Source organism: Methylobacterium sp. SyP6R (assembly GCF_019216885.1).
Lineage (GTDB): Bacteria > Pseudomonadota > Alphaproteobacteria > Rhizobiales > Beijerinckiaceae > Methylobacterium.
The window spans coordinates 241,495-258,353 of record NZ_JAAQRC020000002.1 but is presented as its reverse complement, the minus strand read 5'-3'; the positions used below and the strand labels follow the sequence as shown (position 1 = coordinate 258,353).

6 protein-coding genes and 2 pseudogenes are annotated in these 16,859 nt (G+C 71.9%); 6 read left to right on the top strand and 2 right to left on the bottom strand.

What is annotated here, in order from left to right; translation table 11 throughout:
- The first annotated feature begins 6 nt into the window (after positions 1–6).
- From HBB12_RS30505 to HBB12_RS30480, 6 genes and pseudogenes are all read left to right on the top strand, one after another.
- Positions 7–867: a branched-chain amino acid ABC transporter permease gene (locus HBB12_RS30505; RefSeq protein WP_236993420.1), complete on the top strand. Its 861-nt coding sequence runs from the start codon at positions 7–9 to the stop codon at positions 865–867.
- Positions 867–1,919, top strand: a complete 1,053-nt coding sequence (locus tag HBB12_RS30500) for a branched-chain amino acid ABC transporter permease (protein ID WP_236993419.1) — start codon at positions 867–869, stop codon at positions 1,917–1,919. The genes HBB12_RS30505 and HBB12_RS30500 overlap by 1 nt, the downstream gene beginning before the upstream one ends.
- Positions 1,916–2,686: an ABC transporter ATP-binding protein gene (locus HBB12_RS30495; RefSeq protein WP_236993418.1), complete on the top strand. Its 771-nt coding sequence runs from the start codon at positions 1,916–1,918 to the stop codon at positions 2,684–2,686. Before HBB12_RS30500 ends, HBB12_RS30495 begins: the two co-directional genes overlap by 4 nt.
- Positions 2,687–2,688: 2 nt before the next feature.
- Positions 2,689–3,423, top strand: a complete 735-nt coding sequence (locus HBB12_RS30490; RefSeq protein WP_236993417.1) for an ABC transporter ATP-binding protein — start codon at positions 2,689–2,691, stop codon at positions 3,421–3,423.
- Between the two features lie 8 nt (positions 3,424–3,431).
- Positions 3,432–4,229 (top strand): IclR family transcriptional regulator, encoded by a 798-nt coding sequence (locus tag HBB12_RS30485; protein WP_236993416.1) that lies wholly within the window; start codon positions 3,432–3,434, stop codon positions 4,227–4,229.
- A gap of 198 nt (positions 4,230–4,427) precedes the next feature.
- A pseudogene (locus tag HBB12_RS30480) lies at positions 4,428–4,834 on the top strand (transposase); the annotation flags it as partial.
- Between the two features lie 257 nt (positions 4,835–5,091).
- Here HBB12_RS30480 and HBB12_RS30470 read toward each other — a convergent pair.
- Positions 5,092–5,654 (bottom strand): annotated as a pseudogene (locus HBB12_RS30470) (IS630 family transposase); the annotation flags it as partial.
- Positions 5,655–5,830: 176 nt separating this feature from the next.
- Positions 5,831–16,630 (bottom strand): beta strand repeat-containing protein, encoded by a 10,800-nt coding sequence (locus HBB12_RS30465; protein WP_236993415.1) that lies wholly within the window; start codon positions 16,628–16,630, stop codon positions 5,831–5,833.
- Positions 16,631–16,859: the final 229 nt, after the last annotated feature.

Here is a 16,859-nt window from a genome sequence, read left to right as displayed (position 1 = left end):
CCACCCATGCTGGCCGTGATCGTCTCGGGCCTCGCCATCGGCGCCGTCTACGCGGCGACGGCGCTCGCCTACAACGTGATGTACTCGACCTCGCGCGTGCTGAGCGTCACGACCGGGCACCTCTGCATGCTGGGCGGGGTGGTCGGCGCCTGGTTCATCGCCGGCCTCGGGCTGCCCACGGCTCTCGGTCTCGCGGGTGCCGTGCTGGCCGGGGCGGCGGCCGGCGCCGTCACCGAGATCGTCGGCGTGCGCCGGGTTCTCGCCCGCTCCGACGAGCACCTCTGGCTCCTCTCGACCCTGGCGCTCGCCACCATGCTGCAGCAGGCGATCGGGCTCTGGTGGGGCACCGAGCCGCGTCCCTTCCCGCGGGTGATCCCGCAGGACTTCTCCGCCGGGCTCCTCGACCAGAAATACTGGCTGCCGGTGGTCGCGGTCCTCGCCATGACGGCCGGGCTCGAAGCCTTCACGCGCCTGACCCTGTGGGGCAAGCTGTTCCAGGCCACCTCCGAGGACGCGTTCGCGGCCCGCGCCCGCGGCATCCCGACCGACCGGGTGCGCCTGACCTCCTACCTGCTGGCCGGCGGGCTCGGCGGGCTCGCGGGCTTCGCGGCCGGCCAGCTCACCTTCGCGTATTTCGCGCTCGGCCTCTCGCTGACCCTCAACGGCTTCATCGCGCTCGCGGTGGGCGGGCTCGGCAGCAACCTCGGGGCGCTGATCGGCGGGGCCGGCCTCGGGCTGCTCTCGGCCTTCGCGACCTACTGGTTCGGCGGCGAGTACCAGCAGACCATCGCGGTCGGGCTGCTGATGCTGGTCCTGCTGCTGCGGCCCGAGGGGCTTCTCGGCAACAAGCGGGTGAGGCCGGTCTGATGTCCCACCCCAGCCTCCGCGTCGGCCTGACGCTCCTTGCCGTCCTCGCGCTCGCCTCCCTGCCGGCCTGGTCGGGCGACCTCTACCAGGTGCACCTCGCCTCCCTGATCGGCGCCTACTGGGTCCTGGTCGCGGGCCTCAACCTCGTGGTGGGCTTTGCCGGCCAGCTCTCGATCGGGCATGTCGGGCTCCTCGCCGTCGGCGCCTACGGCTTCGCGATCCTCGCCGGCACGGTCGGCCTCGATCCCTTCCTGGCCCTGCCGCTCTGCGGCGCGCTCGGGGGCCTCGGCGGCCTTCTCCTCGGGCTGCCGTCCCTGCGGTTGCCGGGCTTCTACTTCGCCATGGTGACGATGGCCTTCGCGCTGATCGTCGGCGAGTTGTCCCTCGCCTGGGGCGGCCTCACGGGAGGGGGCACCGGCCTGTCGGTGCCGGGCTTCCCGGCGCCCTTCGACAGCCCGCGGGGCCAGTATGCCCTCATCCTCGCTCTCGGTGCCGCCGTCACCGCCATGACCTGGAGCGTGGCGCGGTCGATGTGGGGGCGCGGGCTGATCGCGGTGCGCAACAGCGAGGTCGCGGCGGCCTCGGTCGGCGTCAACCTGTTCCGGGCCAAGCTCACGGTGTTCGTGTTCTCCGGGGTCACCGCCGGGGTCGCGGGCGCGCTGTTTGCCGCGCTCCAGACCTACATCACGCCGGACACGTTCGTGTTCGACATCGGCCTGTTCTTCTTCGTCTGCATCATCATCGGCGGGCGCGGCAGCATCCTGGGCCCGCTGATCGGCACCGCCATGTTGACCGCCCTGCCCGAGATGGTGGCGCCGCTGGCCCGGCTCGGCAACTTCTTCTACGGCCTCGCCCTCCTGGTCGTGGTGCTGCTGGTGCCGGACGGCATCGGCCGCCTCGTCGCCACCCTCGCGAGCCGCCTGCGGCCCGAGCCCCATGGCAGCCACGAGGTCCGGCCCGATCTCGCCCGCCTGCGCCGGGCGCTCGGCGCGTCGCCCCGCGAGCCGGACGCGACCGCGCCGGCGCCGCTGGCCCGGGAGGCCCTGCCATGAGCGCGCACGCCACCGACGCCCTTGGCGCGCGGGCGATCACCAAGCGCTTCGGCGGCGTCACCGCTCTCGATGGCGTCACCCTCGACCTCCGCCCGGGGGAGATTCACGGGCTGATCGGCCCCAACGGCTCGGGCAAGACCACGCTCCTCAACCTGCTGTCCGGCTATTACCGCCCGGATGGCGGGGACGTGCAGCTCGACGGCACCTCGCTCGCCCGGCGCTCGGTCCAGAGCCGGCCGCGGCTCGGCATCGCCCGCACCTTCCAGAAGCCGCGGCTGCTTCCCTCCCTCAGCGTGCTCGACAACGCGATGCTCGGCGCCTGGCGCGAGGTGCGCGCGGGCTTCCTCGCGGCGGCCCTCGCCTGGTCGGCGGCGCGGCGCGAGGAGCGCGCGATCCGCGCCCACGCCGCGGACCTCGTCCACGGCATCGGGCTCGGCCACGCGATCGGCCGGCGCGCGAGCCTTCTGGAGCACGCCGAGCAGCGCTTCCTGGAGATCGCCCGGGCGCTGGCGCTGCGCCCGCGCTTCCTCCTCCTCGACGAGCCGGCCGGCGGCCTCACCGGCGCCGAGATCGGCCATCTCGCCGCCATCCTCGGGGCGATCCGGGAGAGCGGCGTCGGCATCCTCCTCGTCGAGCATCACACCGACTTCGTGTTCCGCGTCTGCGACCGCGTCACCGCCCTGGACCGCGGCCGCCTGATCAAGCACGGTCGCCCCGACGAGGTCCGCCGCGACGCCGAGGTGGTCCGCGTCTACCTGGGAGCCTGACGATGTCCCGTGCCGGTGCGGTCCTCCTGGATGTCGAGGATCTCCACGTCGCCTACGGCAAGGCGCATGTCGTGCACGGGGTGAGCCTCGCCGTGCACGAGGGCGAGTTCGTGGTCGTGCTCGGGCGCAACGGCGCGGGCAAGAGCACGATCCTGCACGCCCTCTCGGGCCTGATCCCCAAGCAGCGCGGCCGTGTGCGCTTCGCGGGCGTCGACATCACCCGGGCGAGCCCGGGCGACATCGTGCGGGCCGGCCTGGTCCAGGTGCTCGAAGGCCACCGGGTCTTCACGACGCTCAGCGTCGAGGACAACCTGCGCGTCGGGACCTATGCGGGGCGGGAGGGCGCCTCGCGGGAAACCCTGGAGCGCATCTACGCCGACTTTCCCGAACTGGCCGAGCGCCGCCACCAGCAGGCGTCGCGCCTGAGCGGCGGCCAGCAGCAGATCCTGGCGGTCGCGCAGGGCCTGATCGCCGGTCCGCGCCTCCTGATCCTCGACGAGCCCTCCGGGGGGCTCGCCCCGATCGTGGTCGACCGCATCCTCGAGGTGGCGGCCCGCCTCGCCCGCGCCGGGACGGCCATCCTCCTCGTGGAGCAGCTCGTCGAGAAGGCCCTGCGCCATGCCGGCCACGGCTATCTCCTCGATGCCGGGGCCATCGCCGGGGAGGGGAGTGCCGGCGATCTGCAGGACAGCGCCCTCCTGCGCCGGATCTACCTCGGCGGGACCGAGGCGGCATGAGCGGTCGCATGCCCGACGAGCCCCCGTGCAAACCCTCCGCGCCCGGCGAGCCCAATGCCGTGCAGAAGGTCTGCGCGGTGATGCGCGCGCTCGCCGCCGCGACGCCGCGGCGGCTCAGCGAGATTACCGCCGAGACCGGGCTCAACAAGGTCACGGCCCTGCGAATCCTCGACACGCTCGCTCAGGAGGGCTTTGCCGCCCGGGCGTCCGACGGGCGGCGCTGGCGCCCCGGTCCCGAACTGACCGCGCTCGCGGCGAGCAGCGGGCGGTCCGACGACCTGCGGACCCTCGCCCGGCCGAGCCTGATGCGCCTGGCCGAAATGTCGGGCGACACCGTCCTGCTCTCGGTGCGCAGCGGCGTCGAGGCGGTGTGCATCGACCGCGAGGTCGGCTCCTACCCGATCCGGGCCAACTACCTCGATATCGGCAGCCGCCGCCCCCTCGGGGTGGGGGCAGGATCGATGGCGCTCCTCGCTTGGCTGCCCGACCGCGAGATCGAGGCGATCCTCGGCATCGTCGCCGAGCGCCTCGGGCCTTATCCGCGTCTCGGGGTTCCGGAGATCAGGGACGCCGTCCAGGCCTCGCGGGCACGCGGTTACGTCATGCTCCTGGACCGTGTGATCGAGACGATGGGTGCCATCGGCGTGCAGGTGAGGGACGCCTCCGGCCGGCCGGTGGCGGCGCTCAGCATCGCGGCGCTGTCCACCCGCGTGCAAGCGCGGGAGACGGAACTGGCCGAAGCGCTGCGGCGCGAGGCGGACCTCATGGAGCGCGAGCGCGTCGACGGTTCCGGCGTCGGCCGGTAGGGGCGTCGGCCGCGTCGCGCCGTCCACCGACCACTCTACGCCCGGTGCGTTGCGCGGCTGCCGCTCTTCAAAGATGTCGTCGCCGATCTCGCCTCGGCGGACGATGATGCCCGTGACGCGCGCTCGATCGGTGCGGCCGAGGTTGAGGGGAGGGGTGAGGCGAAGCTCTACCCCGACCGGGATCGTCGCCTACGCCGTACCTGCCCCGCCGGCCAGCACCTGACCAAGGGGGCGGCCCGGTCCGACCGCCGGGCCGAGGATGACGCCATGAACCACGACCGGCGCCCGGCCGCCTGCGCGGGTTGTGCGCTCGAACCTCGCCGCACGCCTACGAGGACGAGACGGGTCGAGCGCTGGATGTACGAGGGCGTGCTCGATGCGATGCAGGAGCGGCTCGACCGGATTCGGGACGCGATGATGATCCGTCGCCGGATCGTGGAGCCTCCGTTCGGCACGTTGAAGGCCCGGATGGGGCGAGACACTTCCCGGCACGAACTCTGGCAAAGGTCAGAACCGACATGAGCTTGCAGACTCTAGCCTACACCATGAATTGGATGATCCAGATCGTCGGGGTTGGAGCGCTGATCTCGGCGATCCGCGGATAATCCCCCGTGCATGCGAGTGCGCTGCGAGGGCTTATTCCGCTTTCCAGCCACTGATACGCTTTCCGATTGATCGCTTCGCGATGCGGAAAGCGGCTTCGCTCAGGCGCCGCGCGGGCTGATGATACGAAATCCGGAAGTGATCTTCCGGATTTCGTATGATACCAATGGCCCAAGATTCTGACGCATCGGGCCATTGATCCACCTCGAATCTTCGATTTCAAGCCAGAGGCTTGGCGAAAATTCGAGAACGGAATCAGCAGCGACATCATCGTGGTGTTGACCGTCGGCAGCACCAAGGCGGCTCTAGTGCCGCGCGCCGGGCAGGCCGCCCGAACAGATACGTCCACTTGCCGCGTTGGTCGCGTGGCGCCCGCGGGCGCGTCCCCTTGCACGCCCAGACCCGCGTCAGAGTGCCCTGCTGGCCGACGCGCGCCTCGTCCTGGAACCAGATCTCGAGCGGGCGGGCTCGGGCAAGATCTCCGCCACGCGCGCGGCGAAGCTATTTTTGGAAGCCTCCCGGGTCTCGTCGCTGGCCTTGGGATGATGCGGGCGCACCGAGAGCCGCACGAAGCCGAGTTCGGCCAGGTGCTTGCCGACCGTGCGCTCGTGCATCTCGACCCCGAACAGCTCCTCGCTGCGCGCCTGCAGGTCGACCCGGCGCCAGCGCACCACGCCATCCTTGTCGACGTCCGGTCCCGCCTCGACCAGGGCGACCAGAGCTTGCCTCCGCTCAAGGGTCAGCTTGGCGAGCGCGGCCCGGCGCCGTGCGGTCGCTCAGCCCTGCCAGCCCCTCGGCGTTGTGGCGGTGGGCGCCGGACCGGGAAACCGTGAGAGCGCCGGATGCCCCTGCCGTAGCAGCTTGCGGCCACACATCAGGTACAAGAAACCGCGTCATCGGCCGCGGGATCGGCGACAGCTCTGGTGGGCACCACGAGCCTCGAACACGGGCGTCCGGGCCGCCGCGCGATCGCGAGACGGCCCGGGCGCTTTCGGTCCTCAGCCGAAGATGAAGTTCGCCGCGCTGAGGCTGGAGGCCTGCACGTTCTGCAGCGTGAGCACGTCGCCCGCCCCGTACCTGAGCACCGTGTCGGAGCCCACTTGGGTCAATGCCCCCTGCAGCGCCTCGAATGACCCCACGACGCCGCCGTTGAACGCGATCACGTCCGCCTCCGGACCTGCAACCACGAAGTCCCGGATCAGGTCGGAACCGTCCCAGCGGCCAAACCCGAACACGTCCGAGCCGAGCCCGCCCTCCAGCGTATCGCTGCCGATATTGCCGAACAGAAGGTCGGCCCCATCGCCACCGAACAGCACGTCGTCGCCCTCGCCACCGCTCAGGCCATCCCCTCCTGCACCGCCCAGCAGCGTGTCGTTGCCTTGCTCGCCCGCGACCCGGTCGTTGCCCGCCTCGCCCAGTACCAGGTCGTTGCCGGTCCCGCCGAACACCGCGTCGTCGCCCTCACCGCCCAGCACCACGTCGTCGTCATCGTCGCCGTAGACCAGGTCGTTGCCCGACCCACCCTCCACCACGTCACGACCGTAGCCGCCCGACACGAAGTCGTCGCCCGCCTCGCCCCGCACCAGGTCGTCGCCGTCCTGGCCGAACACCACGTCCCGGCCCTCGCCGCCCAGCACGACGTCGTTGCCGGTCCCGCCGTAAGCCCAGTCGTCGCCGGCCCCGCCATAGACCCCATCGCGGCCTTCGTCGCCGAACAGCACGTCGTTGCCGTCCTCGCCGTGTACCTCGTCGTTGCCGGAGCCGCCCGATGCGAAGTCGTTACCCGCACCGGCCCCGATGAAGTCGTCGTCGTCCTCGCCGAACACCACGTCGTTGCCGGTCTCGCCGAACAGCGTGTCGCGGCCGGTCCCGCCCTGCATGAAGTCGTCGCCCGTGCCGCCATAGGCCAGGTCGTCGCCGGCCCCGCCATAGACCCCATCGCGGCCTTCGTCGCCGAACAGCACGTCGTTGCCGTCCTCGCCGTGCACCTCGTCGTTGCCGGAGCCGCCCGACGCGAAGTCGTTACCCGCACCGGCCCCGATGAAGTCGTCGTCGTCCTCGCCGAACAGCACGTCGTTCCCGGTCTCGCCGAACAACGTGTCGCGGCCGGTCCCGCCGCGCAGCCAGTCGTCGCCCTCGCCGCCGGCCACGAGATCCTCGCCCTCGTCGCCGTAGAGCGTGTCGTTGCCCGCGGCGCTGGCCACGGTGTCGTTGCCGCCGCCGCCATGCAGGATGTCGTCGTCGGCGCCGAGATACAGGTATTGCTGGTTGGTGTCGCCGTAGACGACCTGCCGGCCGTCGCCGCCCACCATGGTGGCGTTGCCGACCACCGCGGCGAACTCCACGTTGTCGAGGCGGATGGTGACCGGGCCGGCCACCGCCGTGGTGTCGAAGACCAGTGCGGTCGGGGTCGTGCTGGCGGTGCCGGTGCCGCCCAGGGTGTTGCCGTTGACCCGCATCTGCACCGGCTGGCCGGGGGTGACGCCCGGTGCCGTGATGTCGATGGTGCGGACGAGGAGCTGTGCCTGGTTGGGCAGCCCGCCGAGGAAGCCGGAGCCGCCGCCGGTCAGGTCGGTCTGCGAGGTGCTGCCCGGTTCGGTGCGGGCCTTGATGGCGGCGATCAGGCCGGTCAGGCCGGTCAGCGCCTGGTCGGGGGTCAGTCGACTGGTATTGCCGGTGGCCGCGACGCCGACGCCGGTGGGGACGCTGACGGTCAGGCTGGTGAGACTGGTGGGCTGTCCGGTCTGCGGGTCGACGAGGGTCTCGCGCACCACCGGCACGTCGGCCAGATCGGGATTGGCGGTGGTGCCGTCCTCGACGCGGCCGGCATCGGTCGCCGCGATGGTGACCGTTTCGATGCGGCTGCCGTCGGATGCGACGGTGACGCCGGTGTCAACGGTGGCGCCGTCGATGGTCTGCTTCGGCGGGGTGACCGGGTCGGTCGCGGTCGCCTTCCGGGCCGCCGCGGTGACGGGCCCGGCGGCGTTGCCGGCCGGGTCCGTGAGGCCGAGGGTGAGCGTGAGGGCGCCGTCGGCGAGGCCGGACAGGTCGAGGCCGCCGACGCGGGTGGTGCCGGTGGTGGTGGTGCCACTCCCGGAGATCTGGCCGCCGCCCGCCGAGGTGATGGTCCAGGTGAAGCTGTCGCCGGCATCGAGGCTGGTGAGGAGGAAGGCGGCGTCGGTCTGCTCGCCGGCGCCGATGTCGGCATCCTCGAACCGGACGGTGGCGGAGGGGGCTGTGGTGTCGATGACCAGCGACTGCGTCCCGACCGTGGAGACGTTACCCGCCGCATCCTTGGCGGTCACCGCGATCGCGTTGCGGCCGTTGAGGTCGAGAGCGAGCGTGCCGGTCGCCGGCGTGGCGGTGGCGAGGTCGAGCGACCAGGCTCCGCCCGTCGCGGTCGTGGCGTAGGTCGCCCCGCCCACCGTGACGGTCACCGTCGAGCCGGCCTCCGCCGTGCCGGTGAGGGTCGGGGTCGCGCTGTTGGTGAGCGCCGACGATGTGACGGCGGGCGCACCTGGAGCGGCGGTATCGATGACCAGGGATTGCGTTGCGGCCGCGGAGACGTTGCCCGCCGCATCCTTGGCGGTCACCGCGATCGCGTTGCGGCCGTTGAGGTCGAGAGCGAGCGTGCCGGTGACCGGCGTGGCGGTGGCGAGGTCGAGCGACCAGACTCCGCCCGTCGCGGTCGTGGCGTAGGTTGCACCACCCACCGTGACGGTCACCGTCGATCCGGCCTCCGCCGTGCCGGTGAGGGTCGGGGTCGCGCTGTTGGTGAGCGCCGACGATGTGACGGCGGGCGCACCTGGAGCGGCGGTATCGATGACCAGGGATTGCGTTGCGGCCGCGGAGACGTTGCCCGCCGCATCCTTGGCGGTCACCGCGATCGCGTTGCGGCCGTTGAGGTCGAGAGCGAGCGTGCCGGTGACCGGCGTGGCGGTGGCGAGGTCGAGCGACCAGACTCCGCCCGTCGCGGTCGTGGCGTAGGTTGCACCACCCACCGTGACGGTCACCGTCGATCCGGCCTCCGCCGTGCCGGTGAGGGTCGGGGTCGCGCTGTTGGTGAGCGCCGACGATGTGACGGCGGGCGCACCTGGAGCGGCGGTATCGATGACCAGGGATTGCGTTGCGGCCGCGGAGACGTTGCCCGCCGCATCCTTGGCGGTCACCGCGATCGCGTTGCGGCCGTTGAGGTCGAGAGCGAGCGTGCCGGTGACCGGCGTGGCGGTGGCGAGGTCGAGCGACCAGACTCCGCCCGTCGCGGTCGTGGCGTAGGTTGCACCACCCACCGTGACGGTCACCGTCGATCCGGCCTCCGCCGTGCCGGTGAGGGTCGGGGTCGCGCTGTTGGTGAGCGCCGACGATGTGACGGCGGGCGCACCTGGAGCGGCGGTATCGATGACCAGGGACTGCGTTGCGGCCGCGGAGACGTTGCCCGCCGCATCCTTGGCGGTCACCGAGATCGCGTTGCGACCGTTCGTGTCGAGCCTGAGCGTGCCGGTGACCGGCGTGGCGGTGGCGAGGTCGAGCGACCAGGCTCCGCCCGTCGCGGTCGTGGCGTAGGTTGCTCCACCCACCGTGACGGTCACCGTCGAGCCGGCCTCCGCCGTGCCGGTCACGGCCGGGGCAGCGCTCTTGGTGAGCGCCGCACTGGTGATGACCGGGGCATCCGGGTTGGCCGTGTCGACCGTCACCGTCAGGGCGGTCGAGGCCGAGGACGGGTTGCCGGCGAGGTCCACCGATCGCGCAGTCAGCGTGTGGGTCCCATCCGCAAGCGAACCCGTGGCGAGCGTCCAGGCGCCGAACGTGTCTGCCACGACCGTGCCGACGAGTGACGCATCCTCGAGGAGCAGCACGGTACTGCCCGGCTCGGCCAATCCGCTCAGGATCGGCGTCGTGGCCCGGGTGACGCCATCGCTCGACGAGGCGCCCGTATCCGAGATTGCCGCCAGGACGGGGGTGGAGGGAATGCCCGGTGCCGTGGCGTCGATCGTGACGGTGAGGCTGCCGGAGGAAGCCGCGCTGTTGCCGGCCGCGTCGAACACCCGGGTCGAAAGGATGTGGGTGCCCTCCGCCAGACCCTGGCTGATCCGCCAGATCCCCGTGGGATCGGCCGTCGTCGCGCCGATGAGGGCATTGCCCTCGTAGAGCCAGACCTGCGCGCCCGCTTCCACGGTTCCGGTCAGGGTCGGTGCGAGAAGGCGGGTGACGTGGTCGGTCGCGCTCGCGCCGGTATCGGAGCCGGCGTCCAGCGCAGGGGCGAGCGGCGCGGCGATCGTACGATCCACTGTCACGGTGAGCGCCGCCGATGCCGCGGAGGTGTTGCCGGCCGGGTCGATCGCCGTCGCCGTGAAGGTGTGCCCGCCCTCGACCGCCCCCAGGAGGGTCAGGCTCCAGGCCCCGGTGCCGTCGGCCTCCACCGTGCCGACCGGGTTTGCGGTGCCTCCGTCATAGAGGGTAACGTTGCTGGCCGCCTCCGCCGATCCGGTGAGGATGAGCGCCGAGGCGCGGGTCACGCGATCGCTCGCCGATAGACCGGTATCGCTCGCCGCCGAGAGGGCGAGGCCGGAGGGAATATCCGATACGAGGTCGATCGTGAGGGCGAGCGCCGCCGACGATGCCCCGGTATTGCCCGCCGCGTCGGCCGCCCGCGCCGTCAGGGTGTGAAGACCTGCCGCGAGGGTGACGTTCGCGATGCTCCAGGCGCCGCTCGTCGCGTCCGCGGTCACGCCCGCGAGCGCAGTCCCGTTGTCGTAGAGGGTGACGAGGCTGCCGGCCTCCGCCGTACCGGTGATGGTCTGGATCCGCTCGCGCGTCACGCCGTCGCCCGGCGTGCCGGTATCGGCCGAGAAGGCCGGGGTGCCGGGGGCACCGGGCGCCGTGCTGTCGATCGAGAGGACGAAGCCCGCCGAGGCGACGCTGGTATTGCCGGCACGGTCCACGACCTGCGCGGTCAGGGTGTGCGTGCCGTCGCCGAGCGCCGCGGCACCGACCGTCCAGGCGCCGGAGGCGGGATCGGCATTTCCCGTGCCGACGAGCCGGCCGTCGGCGTAGAGGGCGACGCTGCCGCCGGCCTCGGCCGTGCCGGTCACCGTGGGGGCGACCTGGCGCGTGAGATGGCTGCCGCCGGTCCCGAGGTCGTCGGCGAGGGCCAGGATCGCGGGCGCCGCCGCGGCCGTGTCGATGGTGAGGACGAACCCTGCGCCGACGCTCCCGGTATTGCCGGCGACGTCGACGGCCTGAGCCGCCAGCGTGTGCACGCCTGCACCGAGGGTCGTGGTGGCGGACCACGCGCCGCTCGCCGCGCTGGTCGCCCGGCCGACCACGGTGGTACGGTCGCTGTCGTAGAGGGTGATGAGGCTGCCGGCCTCCGCGGTCCCGGTGACGACCGGGTTCGTGATTCGTGTGAGGCGGTCGGTCGACGAGGCGCCCGTATCCGAGGCCGCCTCCAGCGCGAGCCCGCCTGCCTCGGGTGCCGTGGTGTCGATGGTGATCGTCAGCGGCGTCGAGAGGCCGAGCGCCGCGGTGCCGTCCTGGCCCATGGCGCGCAGAACGTGGGTGCCGTCGCCGAGCGCGGTCGCGGTGATCGCCCATGCGCCGGCGGTGCCGGCCGTCGTGGTGCCGACCGCATTCGTCGTGCCGTTGTCGTAGAGCGTGACCACGACGCCGGCACCGGCCGTCCCGGTGACGGTCGGTGCGGCGACCCGGGTGATGCGGTCGTTCGGGTCGGCGCTGTCGCTGCCGGATGCCAGGGCGAGCCCGCCCGGCGTGCCCTGACGTCCCGCCAGGGTCAGCGTGAGCTGTGCGGTGCCGACATTGCCGGCGGCGTCCGTCGCCTGGGCCGCCAGGGTGTAGGTGGCCGGTGCGAGGTCGGGTGTCTTGATGCTCCAGGCACCGGCCGAGCCCGCGGTCGCCGTGCCGAGCACGGCTCCGTTCGAGGGGCTGTCGTAGAGGGTGACGACGCTCCCGGCCTCCGCGGTCCCGGAGACGGTCGGCGCCACGCCGTCGGCATCGGCGATGGGCGTGCCGATGGCCGGGGCGGTGGTGTCGATCGTGACCGTGAATCCGGCCGAGGCTGCGCCGGTATTGCCGGCTCGGTCGCCGGCGATCGCCGTCAGGGTGTGCGGGCCCTCGATCAGCGCGCTGGCCGCCTGCACCGACCAGATTCCGCTGACCGCGTCGGCCGTACCGGTGCCGATCAGGGCATTGCCGTCGTAGAGCACGATCGAGCTGCCGACCTCGGCGCTGCCGGTGATGACCGGCGCGGTCCTGTTGGTCACGCCGTCACCGGCCGTGCCGCTGTCGGAGCCGCCGGCGAGGGCGAGGCCGGAGGGGGCGGTCGGGGCGACGAGGTCGAGGGTGATGGCGAGCGGCGCGGAGGCCGCGCTCGTGTTGCCGGCCGCGTCGACGGCGACCGCCGTCAGGCTGTGGCTGCCATCGACGAGGGCGGAACTGGTCACCGTCCAGGCACCCTGTCCGTCGGTCGTGCCGGTGCCCAGGAGAGTCTGTCCCTCGTAGAGCCGGATCAGCCCGTCCGCCTTGGCAATGCCGCTTATGGCGGGGGCCGTCAGGCGGGTGAGTCCGTCCCCTGCATCGCCGGTATCCGACCCGGCCGTGAGGGCGAGCCCCGTGGGTGCGGCGACGCTCCGGTCGATCGTGACGACGAACCCGGCCGAGGCCGAGCCGGCATTGCCCGCCGCGTCCTCGGCCTGCGCCGTCAGGGTGTGGCGGCCCTCGCCGAGGCTGCCCGCCGCGATCTCCCAGACCCCCTGTCCGTTGGCGATGGTCGTAGCGAGGGCGGCGGCGCCCTCGTAGAGCCGGACGGTGCTGCCCGCCTCGGCGCTGCCCGTGAGGGTCGGCGCCGAGGCATTCGTCACCGCGTCGCCCTGAATTCCGCTGTCGGTGGCCGCCGTCAGGCCGATGCCCGTGGGTGCCAGCGGGCCGGTCACGTCGATGGTCACCGTGACGTCGCCGCCGTCGCGGGTGTTGCCGGCCGCATCGCGGGCCCGTGCCAGGACGGTTTGCGCGCCCTCGCCGAGCGTGCTCGACGTGATCGTCCACAGGCCCGCCCCACTGGCGGTGCCGGTCCCCACCGTGGAGCCGCCGACCAGGAGGTCGATCACGCTGCCGGCCTCTGCGCTGCCCGTGAAGGTCGGCGCAGCGATGCGGGTGAGCCGGTCGCCGTTCGACAGGCCGGTATCGGAGGTCGGAGCCAGCGCCGGCGCGGAGGGGGCGGCCGGCGGCGTCGTGTCGATGGTGACGGTGAGCGATCCCGACGGGGTGCTGGTGTTGCCCGCGCGGTCGACGGCGCTGGCGGACAGGGTGTGCGGTCCCTCCGACAGGGTGCCCAGGGTGAGCTGCCATTGGCCCGAGACGTCCGCGGTCGCGCTGCCGAGCGACGCGCCGTTCTCGATCAGGCCGACGACCGCGAAGGCTTCCGCGCTGCCGATCACGACCGGCGTGGTGACGGCGGTCAGGTCGTCGCCCACGATCCCCGTGTCGGAGGTGGGGCCGAGCGCCAGGGTCGGAGCCGCCACCGTCGTGTCGACCGTGACCGTGAGCGGTCCCGAGGCCGAGCCGGTATTGCCGGCCACGTCGACCGCGGACGCCGTCAAGGTATGGGCGCCGGTCGCCAGGGTCGACGCAACGATCGACCAGAGGCCCGAACCGTCGGCGGTCGCCATGCCGATCGCGAGGGCGCCGTCGTAGAGCGTGACGGTGCTGCTGGCCTCCGCCGAGCCCGTCAGGGTCGGCTGCACGCGGTTCGTGAGGTTATCGGTCGTCGATGCGCCGGTATCGGACCCCGGCGCGAGCCGCAGGCTCGGGCCGGCCGGCGCGGTGGTGTCGATGGTGACGGTGAGCGATCCCGACGGGGTGCTGGTGTTGCCCGCGCGGTCGACGGCGCTGGCGGACAGGATGTGCGGTCCCTCCGACAGGGTGCCCAGGGTGAGCTGCCACTGGCCCGCGGCGTCCGCGGTCGCGCTGCCGAGCGACGCGCCGTTCTCGATCAGGCTGACGACCGCGAAGGCTTCCGCGCTGCCGATCACGACCGGCGTGGTGAGCGCGGTCAGGCCGTCGCCGACGATCCCGGTGTCGGAGGCGGGGCCGAGCGCGAGGGTCGGAGCCGCCACCGTCGTGTCGACCGTGACCGTGAGCGGTCCCGAGGCCGAGCCGGTATTGCCGGCTACGTCGACCGCGGACGCCGTCAGGGTATGGGGGCCGGTCGCCAGGGTCGACGCAACGATCGACCAGATGCCCGAGCCGTCGGCGGTCGCCATGCCGATCGCGAGGGCGCCGTCGTAGAGCGTGACGGTACTGCTGGCCTCCGCCGAGCCCGTCAGGGTCGGCTGCACGCTGTTCGTGAGGTTATCGGTCGTCGATGCGCCGGAATCGGACCCCGGCGCGAGCCGCAGGCTCGGGCCGGCCGGCGCGGTGGTGTCGATGGTGACGGTGAGCGATCCCGATGGGGTGCTGGTGTTGCCCGCGCGATCGACGGCGCTGGCGGACAAGGTGTGCGGTCCCTCCGACAGCGTGCCCAGGGTGAACTGCCACTGGCCCGAGACGTCCGCGGTCGCGCTGCCGAGCGACGCGCCGTTCTCGATCAGGCTGACGACCGCGAAGGCTTCCGCACTGCCGGTCATCACCGGCGTGGTGACGGCGGTCAGGTCGTCGCCCACGATCCCCGTGTCGGAGGCGGGGCCGAGCGCCAGGGTCGGAGCTTCCACCGTCGTGTCGACCGTGACCGTGAGCGGTCCCGAGGCCGAGCCGGTATTGCCGGCCGCGTCGACCGCGGACGCCGTCAGGGTATGGGATCCGGTCGCCAGGGTCGACGCAACGATCGACCAGAGGCCCGAGCCGTCGGCGGTCGCCATGCCGATCGCGAGGGCGCCGTCATAGAGCGTGACGGTGCTGCTCGCCTCCGCCGAGCCCGTCAGGGTCGGCTGCACGCGGTTCGTGAGGTTATCGGTCGTCGATGCGCCGGTATCGGACCCCGGCGCGAGCCCCAGGGTCGGGGCGGCCGGCGCCGTGGTGTCGATGGTCAGGAACAGGGCGGCGGAGGCGTTGCTCTCCGTGCCGGACGCGATGGTCTTCGCGATCAGGGTCCAGGCGCCGTCGGTCAGGACCGTGCCCGTGGCGATCGACCATTGGCCGGCGGAGTCGGCCGTTCCGGTCCCGAGGGCCAGGACCGTGGCTGCGTTGGGCGGCGTGCCGTAGAGGTTGATCACGCTCCCGGCCGCCGCGGTGCCGGTCAGGGTCGGGGCGGCGATGCCGGTCACGAGGTCGCCCTGCAGGCCGGTATCCGACGCGCTGGCGAGCGCCGGCGCGGACGGCGCGGCGGGACCGGTCGCCGAGAACGGGAAGACGACTTCGCCGGTTCGGCCGGTGACGTCCAGGGTCTGGCCGGACTGGGCGAGATAGAGGGTCTCGATGTCGCTGACGAAGATCGTCCCGGCGGACTCGGACAGGACGACGACGTCGACGCCCGTGCCGCCGATGACGGTCTCGACCGCGGAGACCTGCATGGTCATGCCGCCGGCCGAGACGCTGGCGACGACGTCGACGCCCGTGCCGCCGATGACGGTCTCGATCGACGAGACCTGCAGGGTCATGCCGTAGCTCGCGCTCGCGGAGATGGCATCGATGCCGGCGCCGCCGACAAGGGTCTCCACCCGTTCGACCGCGACCGTATTGCCGCCCCCGTCGAGGAGGATGACGTCGGTGCCGCTGGAACCGACGAGCGTTTCGATCGCCGAGACCGACAGGGTGCCGCCGCCGGGAAAGGAGGCGAGGATCACGTCCTGGCCGGACGTGCCGATGATGGTCTCGATCAGCGAGACCCTCATCGTGTTGCCGGAGGTATTCCACGCGATCGAATCCGTGCCCGGGACCAGCGTCGTCGTCGAATCCAGGTTGGTCAGTTGCAGGACGTCGTTGCCGCCGCCGCCGATCAGGGTGTTGAGGCTCGCCACCGTGACGGTGGTGCCGTGGTCCAGCAGGATGGCGGTGGTCTTGGAACCGGTCCCGCCGACGAGCATCTCGACGCTCGAGACGGCGATCGTGCCTCCACCCGTCGTGAGATTGATGGTTCCAGTCTTGAAGCCGGTCGTCACGACGTCCCGGGCGCTGGAGCCGATCACCGTCTCGACGAAGCCGACGCCGATCGTGCCCCCGCCATCGAGAACGATGACGTCGTTCCCGGCGGCGCTGCCGTTGCCGAGGAAGACCTCGATGCCGCTCACGCCGACGGTGTTGTTGCTGCCCGCGATGGTCGCGATCAGGTCCAAGCCGGCGGTGCCGATCAGCGTCTCCATCAGGGAGACCGCCGTGGTGGTCCCGCTCCCGCCGGCCGCGCCGAAGGTGATGACGTCCTTGCCGGAATTGCCGATGATCGACTTGAGATAGCTGACCGACATCGTATTGCCGGCGGTGCTGGTCAGGCTGATCAGAGCCGTGCCGGTCGTGGCGCCGAGGATCGTCTCGATGTCCTCCACCGCCATCGTGGTTCCGGTGCTGGCGATCTGGACGACGTCCTGGCCGCTGCTGCCGAACAGTGTTTCGAGGGCTCTGACCGAAATCGTGCTCCCGCCGTTGGACGGCAGCAGCGTGACGACATCCTTCCTGCTGAGGCTGTTCCCGCCGGTGAGATGATCGAGCTGGGTGACGGTGAGCGTCTGGCCTTGCGTGTTGAGGGTGGCGCCGCGGGTCCCGTTCCCGACGATGCTGCTCCAGACTTCGGTGCTGCTGAAGACGTAGTCGGTGACGCCCGTCGAGAGCGTGAGCGTTCCACCTGCCGCCATCTGTCGGACCCCACCCACCCTGCGCGGGACGATCGCGGCCTGCCGGCCCATCGTCCCCCTTCGTCGCACACGCCCGGCTCATCCGGCGCGCAAGCCAAGGCTCACGCGCCCAACCAGCGGTCATGCGTGCCAAAATTCGATTAAAAACTGGTTAACCGACGCGGTTCGACATCGCATTCGGCCGATATGCCGCCATCCGGTCGATGGCCGCCGACGCCCATCGACCAGC

What these genes read in the sequence shown, in the direction of transcription:
- HBB12_RS30505 (WP_236993420.1), top strand. Translation starts at nt 7, where the DNA reads ATGCTGGCCGTGATCGTCTCGGGCCTCGCCATCGGCGCCGTCTACGCG.
- HBB12_RS30500 (WP_236993419.1), top strand. Translation starts at nt 867, where the DNA reads ATGTCCCACCCCAGCCTCCGCGTCGGCCTGACGCTCCTTGCCGTCCTC.
- HBB12_RS30495 (WP_236993418.1), top strand. Translation starts at nt 1,916, where the DNA reads ATGAGCGCGCACGCCACCGACGCCCTTGGCGCGCGGGCGATCACCAAG.
- HBB12_RS30490 (WP_236993417.1), top strand. Translation starts at nt 2,689, where the DNA reads ATGTCCCGTGCCGGTGCGGTCCTCCTGGATGTCGAGGATCTCCACGTC.
- HBB12_RS30485 (WP_236993416.1), top strand. Translation starts at nt 3,432, where the DNA reads ATGCCCGACGAGCCCCCGTGCAAACCCTCCGCGCCCGGCGAGCCCAAT.
- HBB12_RS30465 (WP_236993415.1), bottom strand. Translation starts at nt 16,630, where the DNA reads ATGGCGGCAGGTGGAACGCTCACGCTCTCGACGGGCGTCACCGACTAC.